The organism is Streptococcus sp. HN38, assembly GCF_028335765.1.
Taxonomy (GTDB): domain Bacteria; phylum Bacillota; class Bacilli; order Lactobacillales; family Streptococcaceae; genus Streptococcus; species Streptococcus suis_P.
Genome location: NZ_CP116604.1, coordinates 1,935,976 through 1,953,162, shown reverse-complemented (window position 1 = coordinate 1,953,162; position 17,187 = coordinate 1,935,976). Strand labels below are relative to the sequence as shown.

The window sequence follows — 17,187 nt, the reverse complement described above, 5'->3', positions numbered from 1 at the left end:
GGTGTATAATGAAAGGGATACAAATTAGAGGAGTAAACAAATGACTAAAGCAAATTTTGGTGTTGTAGGGATGGCCGTTATGGGCCGCAACCTTGCACTTAACGTTGAATCACGTGGCTACTCAGTAGCTATTTACAACCGCTCTGCTGATAAAACAGAAGATGTTGTTGCAAGCAATCCAGGCAAAAACTTGGTACCAAGTTACGATGTGGAAAGCTTTGTGGCATCTATCGAAAAACCACGTCGCATCATGCTTATGGTTCAAGCTGGTCCTGGTACAGATGCAACCATTCAAGCGCTCTTGCCACACTTGGATGAAGGTGACATCTTGATCGATGGTGGTAATACTTTCTACGAAGACACTATCCGTCGTTCAAAAGAATTGGCAAACTCAGGTATTAACTTCATCGGTACAGGTGTATCTGGTGGTGAAAAAGGAGCCCTTGAAGGTCCATCTATCATGCCTGGTGGTCAAAAAGAAGCTTACGAATTGGTGGCAGATGTCTTGGAAGAAATTTCAGCAAAAGCACCAGAAGATGGAGCACCATGTGTGACTTATATCGGTCCAGATGGAGCTGGTCACTACGTAAAAATGGTACACAACGGTATCGAGTATGGCGACATGCAATTGATTGCGGAGTCTTATGACCTCATGCAACACTTGCTCGGTTTGTCTGTTGATGAAATGGCTGACATCTTTACTGAGTGGAACAAAGGCGAATTGGATAGCTACTTGATTGAAATCACAGCAGATATTTTGAAACGTAAAGACGATCAAGGTCAAGATGGACCAATCGTTGATTACATTTTGGATGCGGCTGGTAACAAGGGAACTGGTAAGTGGACAAGTCAATCATCACTTGACTTGGGTGTGCCACTGTCATTGATTACAGAATCTGTATTTGCTCGTTATATCTCAACCTACAAAGATGAGCGTGTGGCAGCAAGCAAGGTCCTTCCAAAACCAGCTCCGTTTGCATACGAAGGCGACAAGGCTGAATTGGTAGAAAAAATCCGTCAAGCATTGTACTTCTCAAAAATCATGTCTTATGCACAAGGTTTTGCACAGTTGCGCGTAGCATCAAAAGAAAACAACTGGAACTTGCCATTTGGTGAAATCGCAAAAATCTGGCGTGCAGGTTGTATCATCCGTGCTCGCTTCTTGCAAAAAATCACAGATGCCTACGGACGTGATGAAGACTTGGCAAACTTGCTCTTGGATGAGTATTTCCTTGATGTAACAGCTAAGTATCAACAGGCAGTTCGTGATGTTGTTGCCTTGGCAGTTCAAGCAGGAGTTCCTGTACCAACTTTCTCAGCAGCTATTACCTACTTCGATAGCTACCGTGCTGAAAACTTGCCAGCGAACTTGATTCAAGCACAACGTGACTACTTTGGTGCTCACACTTATAACCGTAAAGATAAAGAAGGAATCTTCCATTACGACTGGTATAGCGAATCAAAATAGAAAAGATGGGCGTGGAAGCGCCCTTCTTTCTAGTCATAATACGATTCCTACACCATTTGAAAGAATAGAAAAGGATGGATAATGGCTAAGAAAATTTTGATTGCTGGTAAAGAACGCAATCTCTCGCATTTTGTTTCCATGGAATTGCAGAAAAAAGACTATCTTGTTGATTATGCATCGACAGGGAAAGAGGCTATGTCCTTGGCACATGAAACGGATTTTGACTTGATTCTGATGAGTTTTCAGCTTTCAGACATGTCCAGCAAGGAATTGGCTACAGAACTATTAGCGATAAAACCAGCCACGGTCATGATTGTGGTAGTTGAGCCGACAGAAGTTAGTCAATATGGGGAAGAAGTCCTCTCTTATGCTGTTTCCTACGTAGTGAAGCCCTTTGTCATCAGTGATTTAGTGGAGCAAATCTCTGCGATTTTTCGTGGTCGTGACTTTATTGATAATAATTGTAAACAGGTTCACATGCATGCGGCCTATCGTGATTTGAAGGTTGATTTTCAAAATCGAACAGTGACTCGAGGTGATGAATTGATTAATTTGACCCGCCGAGAGTATGATCTGTTGGCGACCTTAATGAATAGCCCAGAGCCTGTTAGTCGAGAACAACTTCTTGAGCGTGTTTGGAAATATGAAGCGGCTTCTGAGACCAATGTCGTCGATGTATATATTCGCTATCTACGTGGTAAACTGGATTTGCCACATCAAGATTCATATATAAAAACAGTTCGTGGTGTCGGATATGCCATGCGCGATTGATTTAGAGTAGAGAGGAGGGAGTGAGAAAGAACTCTATTTTTCAAAAATGAGTTCGTCAACAAGTCTTTATTTCTAGTTGTCGAGCTGAAACAGTCTATTCCCAGACTGTTTCACTCCCACCCCCGCACAGCTCAAACTGTCTGGGGGACAGTTGGAAGTTGGAAATAGAGCGAACAAAGTTCGCTACAAAACTGTCTGGGAGATAGTTTGAGGTTGGAGATGAAGCGAACTCTGTTCGCATCAGTCGTAGAGGTCAGATTTTGAGTGTGAAACGCGAATTTCTGAGATTTGCTTCGCAAATCTTATCTCCAACCTTTAACAGTCCACTGGACTGTTAAACCCAATCAACCACTGCGCTGAGATGTTGACACGAACTTTGAAAAGAGAGGTTGGTCTTTTTGTCCAGCCCCTCTTTCTTTTTCTATAAGCGTGTGATAAAATAGTAGCCAATAAGTAAGAATGGAAAAGTTATGAATACATCATTTAAAGAAAAAGTCATATTAATACTCTTATCTGGAGCGACATTGTTAGCTGTTCTCAACTGGTCTAGTATTTATGGGGCTATTCAACAATTATTAGGCAGTATGAATTCGCTTTTTATTGGAGCTATTTTTGCCTTTATTCTCAATGTTCCCATGAAAAAATTAGAAGATCAGTTTGAAAAAATTTCTTTTTTAAAGAAATCCAAGCGGTCTTTGGCAATTGTTGGAGTATTAATTGGATTTGCTTTAATTGTGACGGGACTGGTGGTGATTGTTCTTCCTACATTGGTGACGACTGTTTCAGAACTGGTTTCGGTTAGTAGCACAGCCATTCCAAAATCGGTAAATGCCCTAACTAATTTTCTTGAATCAAATGGTCTTTTGTCGGGACAAATCGGAGACCAGATTGCCAGCTTTTTGGATCAGTTGAAGAATTTAACACTTATTTCAAGTTTGGTTACACCGATTTTATCTGGCTTGGTGTCCAATGTGACGGGGATTTTTTCGAACACTATGACGTTGATAATGGCTTTCTTCTTCACTCTAGCGATTTTAGGGAGCAAGGAACACTTGCAGGCGATGACGAGAAAGTTCTTGCAGGCTACCTTGCCAGAGAAGGCTGTCAGAGTAGTGAACTATATTGGAGAAGTTATTGTTGATACCTATGACCGATTCTTGATGAGTCAGATTGTTGAGGCGTGTATCATTGGGACACTTGTCTTTGTTAGTTATTCGCTCTCAGGAATTCCTTATGCCAGCATGGCTGGTATTTTGGCTGGGGTCCTATCATTTGTACCTTATATCGGTCCCTTTTCAGCGTGTTTGATTAGTGCTCTCTTTGTGGCGGTACAAAATCCGCTCTTGGCACTCTGGTCTATCGTACTCTTCCAGATTCTTCAGTTGATTGAAGGGAATGTGATTTACCCGCGCGTGGTTGGTCAATCAGTTGGTCTTCCGACTCTCTTTACCCTGGCTGCAGCCTTGATTGGTGGTAATTTGTTTGGCTTGCTTGGAATGGTCTTCTTTACCCCAATTTTTGCGGTTGTCTACCGCTTGGTTCGTGAATGGGTTGCCAGTCGATTGAAGAAGCAAGATGAATTATTGGTAGAAAGTGAGTAATTCTCGCTTTCTTTTATTTTTGTCATTTTTATGCTATACTGAAGTGATAAAGTTTATGTAGGAGAAAGAGTATGCGTTGTCCAAAATGTCAGAGTTTGAAATCAAGTGTCATTGATAGTCGTCAGGCTGAAGATGGCAATACCATCCGTCGTCGTCGTTCCTGCGACCAATGTGGTCAACGTTTTACCACCTATGAACGGATTGAAGAGAAAACTCTAGTCGTTGTAAAAAAAGACGGAACTAGAGAGCAGTTTTCACGTGAAAAGATTTTCAATGGGATTATTCGTTCTGCTCAAAAGCGCCCTGTGTCAACCGATGATATTGATGAAGTGGTGAATCGGATTGAACAGAAGGTTCGAGCACAAGGTGATAGTGAAATAGAATCCGATGTCATTGGGAATTTGGTAATGGAAGAATTGGTCGAATTGGATGAAATCACCTATGTGCGTTTTGCATCGGTTTATCGTTCTTTCAAAGATGTTGGAGAGCTAGAAAATTTGCTTAAGCAGATGATTTCCAAAGGAAGTAAGGTAAAACCGGGAAAAAAAGATGAAACCAAATGATTTATTTGCCTATATAAAAATCAGCCCGTTTACACCTGATATTGTCAGTCTTAGCCAATGCTACCAGCCGATTATCGGTTTTGATGCATTAGCGCTTTATTATTACTTTTATAGTTTTGCCGATCAAGGGCAAGGACGTTACAAATGGACTGTCATTCTCAATCACATGGATTTTGGGATGAATCGTTTGGAGAAGGCTCTGGATGTTCTGACTGCCATGGGGCTCCTAGAACTCTATCGTGCAGATGAATTAACAGGTTTGGCGCTACAAGCCCCTCTGACCGTAAAAAGTTTTCTAGCGAAACCCTTGTATAAGAACTTGTTAGCAAGGAAGATTGGGGAGTCAAGCATGGAGAATCTACTTGTTCATCAACCCAATCAAGAACAAAATATCTCAAAAACATTTTCTCAGGTCTTTACTATGGATGGGCAGGCTCCAGTTGTTTTTGAACCGAAACATGATTTTGACTGGTCTGCCTTCAAGGCATTAATGGCTAAAGATAAGCTTCTTTTTCAGGATGAAGCTGAGGATGTTATTGCGCTTAGTTACATAGCAGAGCAGGCAGGGTGGACCTGGTTGGAAACCTATCGGCAGGCTAAAGCAACAGCTATTGGACAGACCATCTCGACCAAACGCTTGCAGCAGTCACGTCAGTCATTGCCAACAGAAAGCGCCAACCTCACTGCCCAAGAACAAGCAATTGTTCGTGAAGCGAAATCAAAATCCAGCCTAACCTTCCTGTCCTTTATCAAGGAGCAACGCAAGGCAGCGGTGACCGCAACAGAACGAAAATGCTTGACGGATTTGGCCAATTTGGGTATGCTTGACGAAGTCATCAATGTCTTGGTCCTCTATACCTTTAACAAGGTGGACTCAGCCAATCTCAATGAAAAATATGCCATGAAATTGGGCAATGATTTTTCCTACAAGGGAATTGGCAGTGCAGAGGCAGCTGTTCTTTACCTAAGAGAGTTGAAGACAGGTCAGCCACAAAGTAAACCCAAGCAAGAAACCAAAACCAATGTGCCTGAGTGGAGTAAGGAAGAGGTTCAGCAAGGACAAACGCAGGAAGGTCAAGCCAAGCTGGCGGCTCTTTATCGTGAATTAGAAGAAATGGAAAACAAAGGAGGTAGCTGATGAAATCAGTTCAAGACAGGTTGTCGCAAACAACCAATCCAAGTCCAAAATCTTATCAGCAACTCTATCAGGAGATAGTGAGTGATCCTGAAGTCGCTGCTTTTATCAAAAAAGAAGGTTTGACCCAGCAGGAAATCACCCTCTCCATTTCTAAGTTTTTGGAATATATCAGTCAGCGTGACCTCTTTGTCAAACAGGATGAATCCTATATTGCCAAGGGGTATCAACCTGTTTTGGTTATGAATGAGGGCTATGCGGATGTGTCCTATCTTGAGACAGAGGAATTGGTCGAATACCGTCGTTTGGAAGCTATCAAGAACCGTATCCAGCTTATCAATATGCCGGCAAGTTTGAAAAATGTAACCGTGGCGGATATTGATAAGAGCGATGAAAATCGTGTGGAAGTCATGTTAGCCATTGCGGATTTTGTCAAACGTTTTGAAGAAAAGCCAAAAGGTCTTTACATCTATGGCAATTTCGGTATTGGTAAAAGTTATTTGATGGCTTATTTAGCCAATTTGTTATCCAAAACTCATCTTCAATCAACTACCATGCTCCACTATCCGACCTTTGTTGTCGATATAAAAAATGCTATCAAAGATGGTTCTGTCAAGGAGCGGATTGATGAAATTAAGATGGCTCAAGTCTTGGTGCTAGATGACATCGGAGCGGAGCAACATAGTCCGTGGGTACGTGACGATGTTCTACAGGTCATTCTGCAATACCGTATGCAGGAAAATCTGCCGACCTTCTTTACGTCCAATTTCTCCTTTGATGATTTGGAGCGTCATTTCGCCTCTGGCAAGTCTGGTGATGAGACCTGGCAGGCCAAACGGGTTATGGAGCGGATTCGCTATCTGGCTCGCGATTTGCATTTGAAAGGAAAGAATCGCCGATGAATGAAACCATTGATTTGATGCTGAACCATACTTCCGTCCGTCGTTTTACGGAAGAGCCCATTGAGGCGGAACATTTACAAGCTATTATCACAGCGGGGCGGGCAGCGTCTAGCTGGAAGAATTTCCAGTCTTATTCCATCATTGTGGTGCAGTCGGAGGAGAAAAAACAGGCTCTCTATGATTTGGTGCCCCAGCCAGCTATCTTGCAGGCTCAGGCTATTTTACTCTTTGTGGGCGACCATAATCGTGCCAGCAAGGCGGCTCAACTCCATGGTTCAGACTTTGATGCCAAAGGAACAGAGAATCTCCTGATTTCTTCTGTTGATGCGAGCCTAGCAGGGCAAAACGCCCTCTTGGCAGAGGAAAGCTTAGGTTACGGTGGCGTATTTATCGGTATGATTCGCCATAAGGCCTTGGCAATAGCAGAGCTGTTCAACTTACCAGACTATACCTATCCAATTTTCTGCATTGCCCTGGGTCGACCAGCCCAAAACCATCCTGTTAAACCACGTTTGGAAAGCGAAGCCATTGTCTTTCAGGAAGAATATGTGGAGCAAGGCGTGGAAGTAATCCAAGCCTACGACCAAGTTCAGACAGACTATGCAGGTGCCCGTCAGACAGAAACCTGGTCTGAGCGTATGGTTGCCCAGTTTGGTCAGCCAGAGCAGCCTGAAACGAGGGCTGTATTAGAAAAAAATAAACTATTGTAAGTTATAGTCTTTTTATTTGCTTTTAGTACTCGCTCAAACTGTCTGGGAGACAGTTTGAGATTGGAGATAAAGTGAACCAAGTTCACATCAAAAGCTGCAGATAGTACTGGAGTACGGCAAAGCGAGTTCAAATAATGATGACATTATTTGAAGTTGGAAATAGGGAAACGAAGTTTCCTCATGCGTCGACGTAATAAAAGATAAACGAAAACGACTATATTAGAAGAGGAGGAGCTATGGCTCTACCAACTATCGCCATCGTTGGCCGTCCCAACGTTGGTAAATCAACACTATTTAACCGTATTGCGGGGGAACGCATTTCTATCGTAGAAGATGTGGAAGGTGTGACCCGCGACCGTATTTATGCTACTGGTGAGTGGCTCAATCGCAAGTTTTCCCTAATTGATACAGGTGGTATCGATGATGTGGATGCTCCTTTCATGGAGCAAATCAAGCATCAGGCTGAGATTGCCATGGATGAAGCGGATGTTATCGTCTTTGTCGTATCAGGCAAGGAAGGTGTGACCGATGCGGATGAGTACGTATCGCGTATCTTATACAAGACCAACAAACCAGTTATTTTGGTTGTCAATAAAGTCGATAACCCAGAAATGCGTAATGACATCTACGATTTCTATTCACTCGGTCTTGGTGATCCTTATCCAGTATCTTCTGTACATGGTATCGGAACAGGGGATGTCCTGGATGCTATCATTGAAAATCTTCCGGTCCAAGAAGCAGAAGAAAATCCAGACATTATCAAGTTCAGCTTGATTGGTCGTCCCAACGTTGGGAAATCCAGTCTTATCAATGCTATTTTGGGTGAAGAGCGCGTGATTGCGTCGCCTGTTGCTGGAACGACTCGTGATGCGATTGATACACACTTTACAGACCCAGAAGGTCAAGAATTTACCATGATTGATACTGCAGGGATGCGCAAGTCTGGTAAGGTCTATGAAAATACCGAGAAATACTCTGTTATGCGTGCCATGCGTGCCATTGAACGTTCGGACGTCATATTGATGGTTATCAATGCAGAAGAAGGCATTCGTGAGTATGACAAACGCATCGCAGGTTTTGCCCATGAAGCTGGTAAGGGAATGATTATCGTGGTCAACAAGTGGGATACGCTTGAAAAAGACAACCATACCATGAAGCAGTGGGAAGACGATATTCGTGACCAGTTCCAATACTTGTCTTACGCACCGATTATCTTTGTGTCAGCCTTGACCAAACAACGCTTGCATAAGTTGCCTGAGATGATTAAGGCCATCAGTGAAAGTCAGAATACCCGTATTCCATCGGCTGTTCTCAACGATGTTATCATGGACGCCATTGCCATTAACCCGACACCGACTGACAAGGGGAAACGTCTCAAGATTTTCTACGCGACACAAGTTGCGACCAAGCCACCGACCTTTGTGGTCTTTGTCAACGAAGAAGAGCTCATGCACTTCTCCTATATGCGTTTCTTGGAAAATCAAATCCGCAAGGCCTTTGTATTTGAAGGGACACCGATTCATCTGATTGCACGGAAACGGAAATAAAGAGGGTAACCTCTTTTTTCTTTGCAATTATTCGTAAATATGCTAGAATGGACTTGGAGGTGTTGGTATGGTAGCGGTTCCGATTTGGCGTTCTTTTTTGATATTGCTGTCTTTTTCATCATTTTTTCTTGTATTTTATGAAGACAGTCAGTATAAACCTTTCGGCTTTCGTTATTGGCTGGGACTAGTAGCTTGCATCTGGCTCAATTTTGTGACTTTGGCATCCTATTTTATCGCCTTTACTGGTGGTTCAATTATGGTCTATCATCAGTATAAACAGCCATTGGTTGTGATATTCCTTTTTTGTCTATTCGTGGCTAGTATGCTAACCTTACTTTCCTTTAAGGCTATCAAGATGATGATTCGACGAACCAAGTATTATCGACGGGTAAGAAAGGTAGGCTAGTATGGAATTTTTTGGTGAGTTACTAGTTGAGTTTTTGACTGGTCTAGCAGACTTCGATGAAAAGAAACACCCTCCCTTTGGAATTCGCTATTGGCTGGGCTGGTTGGGAGTTCTGATTCATGTCTTACTCCTTGCCTTGCTTACCTGTGTGACTGTCTTCTTTTTCAAGTTTTTCTTGGATGGAAAAGGCTTGATTAACGTAGTAGTGGCAGTTGTTTTCCTGCCATTTGCCCTATTTTGGCTTTGGAAAAGCGGAAAAACAATCTTGAAAATGTGGCAAGCAACGATATATTATTTAGTTATTCATTAGAGACACCAGTTTACCAGCTGGTGTTTTTTGATACCTATTTAAACAATTCAAATTGAAAATATGCTATAATGAAAAGATAATATTTTAGATATATTTTACAGAAGAGCTGATGATTGGTTGAAGGATAAAGGAGTTAGAATGGGTCGCATGATGCCAGGGCGGATTCGCCAAGAAGGAATTGATTTGTACGAGGCTGGAAAACTAACTGTTCTTCATAGTGAGAATGGAAAGATGGTGCTGGATATTGCTGGTGAGCGCTTTACTTACGGCGATGCAGATAGCGATTTACAGTGTAGTTGCCAGTTATTTCAAAGTAAGGGCTACTGTCAACACCTAGCTGCCACGGAGTATTTTTTAAAAAATGATGCCTCAGGCAAGGATATGAAGCAGTCTTTGAAAGAAGATGGTGAACAACATAAGGAAACCGTCCGTCGGACATATTTTGGCGGTCTCTTTTTAGATGAAATTTTGCGGCCAGAACCTGAATTGGGGATTAAGTATCAGTTATCAGTTGAAGGGAGCTTATTGCCCTATGATCGTCAGATAGATTGGACCTTGAAAATGACCCGCTTGCCAGATACACGTTCGTATATTGTGCGGGACATCGGAGCTTTTTTGCGCATTGTGAAAGCCAACGGTCACTATCAGATAGGTAAAAATTATTATGAGCAAGTTACTTATGAAAATTTTGATGAACCAAGTCAGGCTCTCCTGGATTTTCTCTGGGCCTTGGTACCAGAGAAAGTTGGTATAGATTCGGATATTCTTACTCATTTTGGACGATATTTTCGTCTGCCACAAGCCTATTTTGAGGAGGGGTTAGAGCTGTTAAATCAGCTAGAACATTTTAACTTTTCCTATCAACAGCAGTCCTATTCCTCCTTGATGGTTCTTCCATTGACAGGGGAGGAAGGGCTCTATCATTTTGAGGTGACCGTTCACACGCAGATGATTGAAATGGTTATTCACGAAAAAACAGTCCGACCTCTTTTTCATGGGCGCTATCTCTTAGTAAATGGCACGGTTTATAGTGTCAATCGCCATCAAGAACATCTGATTTACCAAATTTCCGAACTTGTTCCAACCGAATCAGGTTTGAGAAAAGTGCAGGTGGATTTCCCTGACCAAAATCGTCTGGCTTTAAGCTTGCTAGATTTGCAGACAATTGGGACTGTTAAGGCACCTAAACGCTTCATCATTCATGATTTCAAGCCAGAATTTCATGTTCAGATGGAGGCAAATGACAGTTTATCACTCCAATTGGTTTTGGATTTTGATGGACGTCAGGTAAGGAGTGAAGAGGATTTGGCTCTCCTGCCTTTTGCCAGCCATTTCCAACATTTGGAGAGGGTCTATCAGGCTATTCGTTTAGCTGGCTTTAGGGGGACATATCATGCCCAGAGAGCGGCTCTTAGTCAGCAGGAGCTCTATCCATTTTTCCAACAACAATTGCCTATATTACAAAAAATGGGGCAGGTTCATCTAGCAGAAAGGCTCCAGGCTTTATATATTGAAGCCAAACCTCAATTAGAAATTGTGCGTAACGGCTCACTTTTGGATATTTCGTTTGACTTATCAGGTATTGAACAATCTGAAATCGATCAGGCGATTACAGCCTTGCTGAATCAAGAGGATCACTATACTAGCCCGAGCGGTAAGGTATTTGTTTTTGATGAGGAAACTAAGAAAATCAGTCAAACCCTAATCTATCTGCGGGCTCGTCATGGTAAGGAGGGGCAGGTACAAGTCCATGCTCTTGCCGGTTACCAATTGGCTCAATCCTTGTCACAATTCAACCAAGTCAGTTTCTCCAAGGAATTTGAGGAAATGGCAAGCTATCTAGCTCAGCCAGATTTGTTCCCGCTTCCTGATGCGGAAGTAACAACGTCGCTTAGGGATTATCAGCAGACAGGGCTTAAGTGGTTGACTATGCTGGATACGTATGGTTTTGGTGGAATTTTAGCTGACGACATGGGGCTTGGAAAGACCTTGCAAACTATCGCCTTTCTGTCCAGTCGGATGACAAAAGATTCCAAAGTTTTAATATTGGCACCGTCTAGCTTGATTTATAACTGGTTAGATGAGTGCAAGCGGTTTGCTCCAAGTTTAGATGTGGCGGTTGTCCATGGAAACAAGGACCAGCGTGAAGAGATCATTGCCAATGGTTACCAAGTCTTAGTTACCTCCTATCCATCCTTCAGACAGGATGTTGCACTCTATAGACAGGAACGCTTTGACTACCTCATTTTAGATGAGGCGCAGGTCATGAAGAATGCCCAATCTAAGATTGCACAGCTACTGCGTGAGTTTGAGGTTGGTAATTGCTTTGCCCTCTCAGGTACGCCGATTGAAAACCATTTGACGGAACTCTGGTCCATTTTCCAAATTGTCTTACCAGGTTTATTGCCAGGCAAACAAGACTTCGGTAAATTAGCAGCCAAGGACATTGCGCGGACCATTCAACCCTTCGTTCTCAGACGTCATAAGGAAGACGTTCTTCAGGAATTGCCTGATTTGATAGAAGTCAATGTACTTAATGAACTAACAGATGAACAAAAAGCCATCTACCTAGCCCAGCTTCAACAAATGCGGACTCAAATAGCTGGCGCAGATGATGCTCAAATCAATCGTAGTAAGATAGAAATCCTATCAGGAATTACTCGCTTACGTCAAATCTGTGATACCCCCAGCCTTTTCATGGAAGAGTTTAGTGGTGAGAGTGGCAAACTTAATAGTTTGAAAGAATTACTCTTGCAGCTAAAAGAAGGTGAACACAGGGTCTTGATATTCTCCCAATTCAGAAATATGCTGGAAAAAATAGAAGAACAGCTGGTAGAAATTGGGATGACATCCTATACTTTGACTGGTTCAACCCCTGCTAACCAACGCCAAGAAATGACACAGGCCTTCAATGCAGGAAGTCGAGATGCCTTTCTCATTTCCTTGAAAGCAGGTGGCGTTGGCTTGAATTTGACAGGTGCAGACACAGTCATCCTAGTCGACCTTTGGTGGAATCCTGCCGTGGAAGCACAGGCTATCAGCCGGGCTCATCGCATGGGGCAGACTGAGAAGGTTGAATGCTATCGCCTGATTACTAGAGGGACAATCGAAGAGAAGATTCAAGAATTACAAGAAAATAAAAAGAACCTTGTCAAAACAGTCCTTGATGGCAATGAAAGCCGAGCGAATTTGACGGTTGAGGATATTCGTGAGATTTTAGGGATTGAGTGATATGGAATCAGTTGACTCAGCGTAGAATTAGGAAATAAGGCCTAAGTATGGTATAATAAGGGTTCGAAAGGATGACTTATGATTAGACATGAAAAAAGATTTCCACTAGTCGCAGATGATGAGGTACTAGTTGGAGAAAATCCAATTATGAGTTTATATGATGAGAGCGACCTGATTAGCAATATCAGGGGACCTTATCAAGAAAAGGAATTTAGCGGGTCTACCGATTCACAGCGAGTTGCGTCGGCAAAACCAGTAGTACAAACGGAAGATGAGCTCCTGCCTCCTCTGTTTGAAGCTAAGCCAAGCCATTATTCTCGCAAGGAACGCCTTCAGCAACTGACTAAAACGAAGCCTTCTCCAGTGAAAACACAGGGGCAGTTGGCTCGTGAACAGGCTAGAGAAGACTTGAAGAAAAAACGATCAGCAACCTACTTAAGAGATGAAAAACCAGCACCAGCTAAAGTTGTGGTGAAACCTCCTGTCGTTTCAACAACTGAATCTAAGGCAGGTCGGTTGACACGTTTGGCGGACAACCTACGTCAGACAGACTATATTCTCGCTGATATGCCAGCTGTCTATTCTTTGAAGAAAGAAGATAGAGAACAGGAGCAGGTTATAAAGAAAAATTCGTATGACTTTTTAAGAAAGAGTCAGGTTTACAATTATCCTGAGCGCAGACAACAACGAGATCGCCAAGTGGCACAAGAATTGAATTTGACACATATAGAAGAGGGATAACATGACAAAAACCTATCATTTTATCGGAATTAAGGGATCAGGTATGAGCGCACTTGCTCTTATGTTGCATCAAATGGGGCACAAGGTTCAAGGTAGTGATGTAGAGAAATACTACTTTACACAACGTGGGCTTGAACAAGCTGGGATTCAGATTTTACCGTTTGATGAGAAAAATATTACAGCAGATGTTGAATTGATTGCTGGTAATGCTTTTCGTCCAGATAACAATGTGGAAATCGCTTATGCTGATGCCCAGGGCTATACCTACAAACGTTACCATGAATTTCTAGGTGAATTTATGAAAGGTTTTACGAGCCTCGGTGTTGCTGGTGCCCATGGTAAGACCTCTACAACGGGATTATTGGCACATGTTATGCGCAATATCACAGATACTTCCTTCTTGATTGGTGATGGTACTGGTCGCGGTTCGGCAAATGCTCAGTATTTTGTGTTCGAATCCGATGAATACGAACGTCACTTTGCCCCATACCATCCTGAATACAGCATCATTACCAATATTGATTTTGACCATCCAGATTATTTCACTAGTCTAGAGGATGTTTTCAATGCTTTCAATGACTATGCGAAGCAAGTAAAAAAAGCTCTCTTCGTTTTTGGTGAAGATGAGCAACTTCGTCGTATCACGGCAAATGCTCCAATCTACTATTATGGCTTGGAAGACAATAATGATTTTGTTGCCTATGACTTGAAGCCTTCTACAAGTGGTTCACAATTCAAAGTTCGCCATGGTGAAGAAGAGTTGGGAGAATTCCAAATTCCAACCTTTGGCAAGCATAATGTGATGAATGCAACAGCTGTTATTGCCAATCTCTATATTGCTGGATTTGATTTGCAACTGGTTGCAGAACACCTGAAGACATTTGGAGGTGTCAAACGTCGCTTTACGGAGAAAATTGTCAATGATACTGTTATCATTGATGACTTTGCTCACCATCCAACGGAAATCATTGCAACCATTGATGCGGCACGTCAGAAGTATCCTAGCAAGGAGTTGGTAGCCATCTTCCAACCACATACATTCACTCGTACCATTGCACTTCTCGATGAGTTTGCAGATGCTTTGAATGGAGCAGATGCAGTTTACCTTGCTCAAATTTATGGCTCAGCGCGTGAAACAGACAATGGTCAGGTTAAGGTAGAAGATTTGGCGGCTAAAATCAACAAAAAAGGTGGACTTGTTACAGTTGAAAATACTTCACCACTTTTAGACCATGACAATGCAGTATATGTATTTATGGGAGCTGGTGATATTCAGTCCTATGAATATTCCTTCGAAAGACTCTTGTCAAATCTCACAAATAACGTCCAATAAAAAGAAAGACGGAGGCCTATGGCCCCTGTTTTTCCGCTATATAAGGGAGAAAATTATGGAAATTCGTTTTGCTACTCCTTCGGATTTAGAACAAGTTGTTTTGATTGAAAATGCCAATTTTTCTAAAGAGGAACGGATAGCTGAGTCTGTTCTTGCCATTTATCTGAATGCTTTGAGTAAAACCTGTTTAATAATGGAACACGATGGGGAAATAGCAGGATATTTATTATCCTGTCCCTCTGTTTCGCAGACTGTGACAGACGATATTTTTTACTTGACAGAGAGTGACATGCCGACAGGCAGTCACCTAGCTATTGCCAGTCTATCCGTAGCGGATACCTATAAGGGACAGGGAGTGGGAACTCTTTTGTTGGCAGCCATAAAAGAAGTGGCTTTAGCGGGAGGATTTGAAGGAGTTTCCCTGACCTGTAAGGAGTATCTGATTGGCTACTATGAAATGAACCAGTTTGAAGACTTTGGCCCCTCCTTGTCGCAATTTGGAGGACAAATATGGAGTGATATGTACTGGAAAGCCTTGTAGAAAGGGAAGTTCTTGCAATTCATAAGCCTTTAAGATATAATGTATAGTAACTGTGTGAAAGGAGTAACAGCGTGACAAAGGATACGAATGAAAAAAACACGCAGTCTTCAAGCTTCCGCGATCAAATTTTACGAGATTTGGAAGAATTGAAGGTGAAACGTTTGGCGGAACAATCAGCGGATGTTCTTGTTGATAAGCGTAACGAAATTATCAACGAGCTCCAGCCTAGTCTTGCCGAAGAAAAAGCCCTCCATAGAGAGCCTGAAATTGTAAAAGTAGAAGGTATTGCTTTCCCTGATTCATACTTGCCAGAAGAACAGCAAGAATCAGAAGTGATGACGGAAAGTATTGAAGAGCCAACATCAGAAACTTTGGCTACTCCAGAGACTTTTGTGATTGAAAAAGAAGTCATTTCAAGTCCGGTTCCTCAAGATACGGTGGAGAGGAACTTGGAAGAGCTACGAAACCTTGTGGCGGCTAATACTGTAGAATTTGACGAGGCTCCATCAAGCTCGTTGGTTTCCGAACCAGTTGAGCCTGTCCTTTCAGAGAAGTCTTCTTTGGAAGATACATTTTTGGAATTTCCAACGGAAGATGTATCAGCTGTAACGGGTGATACAGAGGTTATCTCACTAGAGGAAACGATTATAGCTCCAAAGACAACGGCTATTGTTTCAGAAGTAGACAAGCAGATGCAGGAAACACAACCCCGAAGAAGAACAACCCACAGAACAAGCAAGCAACGTCGTAAAAAACAAGATAACGCTGCGAAACGCATTGTCTCTGTTATCATGTCGATTATTGTAGTGGCGGTTCTAGTGACAGGTGTTACTGGTTATATGTGGGTAAAATCTAGTCTGGAACCAGTTAATGCAAAAGCTACAGAAGCTATTCAGGTAGAGATTCCAGAAGGGTCTTCAACTTTAGAAATTGGTAAAATTTTAGTTGATAACAAGTTGATTAAGAATGCTACTATTTTTAATTACTACTCTAAAATTAAGAGTTATAATAATTTCCAAAGTGGTTTTTATAATTTAAAACAAAATATGTCTGTGGATGACATCGCCAAAGCACTTCAAGAAAGTGGCACTCCGACAGCTCAAAAAGAAGCCGCAGGTAAGATTTTGATTGTTGAAGGGTATACACTGACACAAATTGCTCAGGCTATTACAGATAATACCAAGACAGAAGATAAAAATGATAAAACACCATTTACCACAGAACAATTTATGGCTACTGTGACCAACCAAGATTTTATTAATCGAATGGTTGCTACTTATCCAAAATTGTTTGCCAGCTTACCAGCTGCTGATAGTGGAGTTATTTATCAGTTGGAAGGTTACCTCTTCCCAGCGGTTTATGAATACAGCGACGAAACAACTATCGAAGAGCTCGTTGAGCAAATGATTGTCGCGATGGATAATCGTTTACAACCATATTATGAAACGATTGCTGCTAAGAATTTGACTGTAAATGAAGTTCTTACCTTGGCATCTTTGGTTGAAAAAGAAGGTTCTACTGATGAAGATCGTCGAAACATTGCAAGTGTCTTCTTTAACCGCTTGAATGCAGCAATGCCTCTACAATCCAATATTGCAATCTTGTATGCTCAGGGTAAACTTGGTCAAGAAACAACTCTAGCAGAAGATGCAGCGATTGATACATCAATTGAGTCACCATACAATATTTATTGGACACCAGGATTGATGCCTGGACCAGTGGATAGTCCAAGCCTTTCGGCTATCGAGGCAGTGATTAATGCCAACACGACAGACTATCTTTACTTTGTAGCAGATGTTACAACTGGAAGTGTTTACTTTACAAATAATATTGATGAACATAACCAAAACGTTGCTAAGTATGTAAATGCACATCTTAATAATGAGTAAATTCTTACAACAAAATTATGTGGTTTTCCACATAATTTT

Annotated in this window: 15 protein-coding genes; all 15 read left to right on the top strand. The window is 42.0% G+C overall.

What is annotated here, in order from left to right; genetic code table 11:
• The first annotated feature begins 40 nt into the window (after positions 1–40).
• The 15 genes from gndA (at position 41) to mltG (ending at position 17,148) form a co-directional block, all read left to right on the top strand.
• Positions 41–1,468, top strand: coding sequence for an NADP-dependent phosphogluconate dehydrogenase (gene gndA, locus PHA78_RS09505; protein ID WP_002942698.1), 1,428 nt, complete (start codon positions 41–43; stop codon positions 1,466–1,468).
• Between the two features lie 81 nt (positions 1,469–1,549).
• Positions 1,550–2,239, top strand: coding sequence for a response regulator transcription factor (locus tag PHA78_RS09500; RefSeq protein ID WP_012027645.1), 690 nt, complete (start codon positions 1,550–1,552; stop codon positions 2,237–2,239).
• 470 nt (positions 2,240–2,709) lie between these two features.
• Positions 2,710–3,840: an AI-2E family transporter gene (locus tag PHA78_RS09495; RefSeq protein WP_002942701.1), complete on the top strand. Its 1,131-nt coding sequence runs from the start codon at positions 2,710–2,712 to the stop codon at positions 3,838–3,840.
• Between the two features lie 71 nt (positions 3,841–3,911).
• Positions 3,912–4,403, top strand: coding sequence for a transcriptional regulator NrdR (gene nrdR, locus PHA78_RS09490; protein WP_002938341.1), 492 nt, complete (start codon positions 3,912–3,914; stop codon positions 4,401–4,403).
• A complete protein-coding gene (locus PHA78_RS09485; protein ID WP_024378531.1) occupies positions 4,390–5,541 on the top strand; it encodes a replication initiation/membrane attachment protein in 1,152 nt (383 codons plus the stop codon). The genes nrdR and PHA78_RS09485 overlap by 14 nt, the downstream gene beginning before the upstream one ends.
• Positions 5,541–6,440 (top strand): primosomal protein DnaI, encoded by a 900-nt coding sequence (dnaI, locus tag PHA78_RS09480; RefSeq protein WP_002942703.1) that lies wholly within the window; start codon positions 5,541–5,543, stop codon positions 6,438–6,440. The genes PHA78_RS09485 and dnaI overlap by 1 nt, the downstream gene beginning before the upstream one ends.
• Positions 6,437–7,150 carry a nitroreductase family protein gene (locus PHA78_RS09475; protein WP_099877837.1) on the top strand — a complete coding sequence of 238 codons (714 nt, stop codon included), beginning with the start codon at positions 6,437–6,439 and terminating at the stop codon, positions 7,148–7,150. The genes dnaI and PHA78_RS09475 overlap by 4 nt, the downstream gene beginning before the upstream one ends.
• Before the next feature lie 236 nt (positions 7,151–7,386).
• The gene (gene der, locus PHA78_RS09470; RefSeq protein WP_044684118.1) at positions 7,387–8,697 is read left to right on the top strand and encodes a ribosome biogenesis GTPase Der; all 1,311 of its coding nucleotides are present in this window, start codon (positions 7,387–7,389) and stop codon (positions 8,695–8,697) included.
• A 67-nt stretch (positions 8,698–8,764) separates the two neighbouring features.
• Entirely contained in the window at positions 8,765–9,103 is a 339-nt protein-coding gene (locus PHA78_RS12490; protein ID WP_024376397.1) for a hypothetical protein, read from the top strand.
• A 1-nt stretch (position 9,104) separates the two neighbouring features.
• Positions 9,105–9,413 (top strand): hypothetical protein, encoded by a 309-nt coding sequence (locus PHA78_RS09465; protein WP_024376398.1) that lies wholly within the window; start codon positions 9,105–9,107, stop codon positions 9,411–9,413.
• Between the two features lie 138 nt (positions 9,414–9,551).
• Positions 9,552–12,644, top strand: coding sequence for a DEAD/DEAH box helicase (locus PHA78_RS09460; RefSeq protein ID WP_100881644.1), 3,093 nt, complete (start codon positions 9,552–9,554; stop codon positions 12,642–12,644).
• Positions 12,645–12,722: 78 nt separating this feature from the next.
• The gene (locus PHA78_RS09455) at positions 12,723–13,385 is read left to right on the top strand and encodes a hypothetical protein (RefSeq protein WP_029185423.1); all 663 of its coding nucleotides are present in this window, start codon (positions 12,723–12,725) and stop codon (positions 13,383–13,385) included.
• A 1-nt stretch (position 13,386) separates the two neighbouring features.
• The gene (murC, locus tag PHA78_RS09450; RefSeq protein WP_024378795.1) at positions 13,387–14,718 is read left to right on the top strand and encodes a UDP-N-acetylmuramate--L-alanine ligase; all 1,332 of its coding nucleotides are present in this window, start codon (positions 13,387–13,389) and stop codon (positions 14,716–14,718) included.
• Between the two features lie 55 nt (positions 14,719–14,773).
• Entirely contained in the window at positions 14,774–15,259 is a 486-nt protein-coding gene (locus PHA78_RS09445) for a GNAT family N-acetyltransferase (protein WP_024378315.1), read from the top strand.
• Positions 15,260–15,330: 71 nt separating this feature from the next.
• Positions 15,331–17,148 (top strand): endolytic transglycosylase MltG, encoded by a 1,818-nt coding sequence (gene mltG / locus PHA78_RS09440; protein WP_024378316.1) that lies wholly within the window; start codon positions 15,331–15,333, stop codon positions 17,146–17,148.
• Positions 17,149–17,187 lie beyond the last annotated feature (39 nt).

Bases quoted from the DNA above. Each gene is read 5' to 3' on its own strand.
- PHA78_RS09465 (WP_024376398.1), top strand. From the start codon at position 9,105: ATGGAATTTTTTGGTGAGTTACTAGTTGAGTTTTTGACTGGTCTAGCA.
- der (WP_044684118.1), top strand. From the start codon at position 7,387: ATGGCTCTACCAACTATCGCCATCGTTGGCCGTCCCAACGTTGGTAAA.
- gndA (WP_002942698.1), top strand. From the start codon at position 41: ATGACTAAAGCAAATTTTGGTGTTGTAGGGATGGCCGTTATGGGCCGC.
- PHA78_RS09500 (WP_012027645.1), top strand. From the start codon at position 1,550: ATGGCTAAGAAAATTTTGATTGCTGGTAAAGAACGCAATCTCTCGCAT.
- PHA78_RS09460 (WP_100881644.1), top strand. From the start codon at position 9,552: ATGGGTCGCATGATGCCAGGGCGGATTCGCCAAGAAGGAATTGATTTG.
- PHA78_RS09445 (WP_024378315.1), top strand. From the start codon at position 14,774: ATGGAAATTCGTTTTGCTACTCCTTCGGATTTAGAACAAGTTGTTTTG.
- dnaI (WP_002942703.1), top strand. From the start codon at position 5,541: ATGAAATCAGTTCAAGACAGGTTGTCGCAAACAACCAATCCAAGTCCA.
- PHA78_RS09455 (WP_029185423.1), top strand. From the start codon at position 12,723: ATGATTAGACATGAAAAAAGATTTCCACTAGTCGCAGATGATGAGGTA.
- PHA78_RS09475 (WP_099877837.1), top strand. From the start codon at position 6,437: ATGAATGAAACCATTGATTTGATGCTGAACCATACTTCCGTCCGTCGT.
- murC (WP_024378795.1), top strand. From the start codon at position 13,387: ATGACAAAAACCTATCATTTTATCGGAATTAAGGGATCAGGTATGAGC.
- PHA78_RS09485 (WP_024378531.1), top strand. From the start codon at position 4,390: ATGAAACCAAATGATTTATTTGCCTATATAAAAATCAGCCCGTTTACA.
- nrdR (WP_002938341.1), top strand. From the start codon at position 3,912: ATGCGTTGTCCAAAATGTCAGAGTTTGAAATCAAGTGTCATTGATAGT.
- PHA78_RS09495 (WP_002942701.1), top strand. From the start codon at position 2,710: ATGAATACATCATTTAAAGAAAAAGTCATATTAATACTCTTATCTGGA.
- PHA78_RS12490 (WP_024376397.1), top strand. From the start codon at position 8,765: ATGGTAGCGGTTCCGATTTGGCGTTCTTTTTTGATATTGCTGTCTTTT.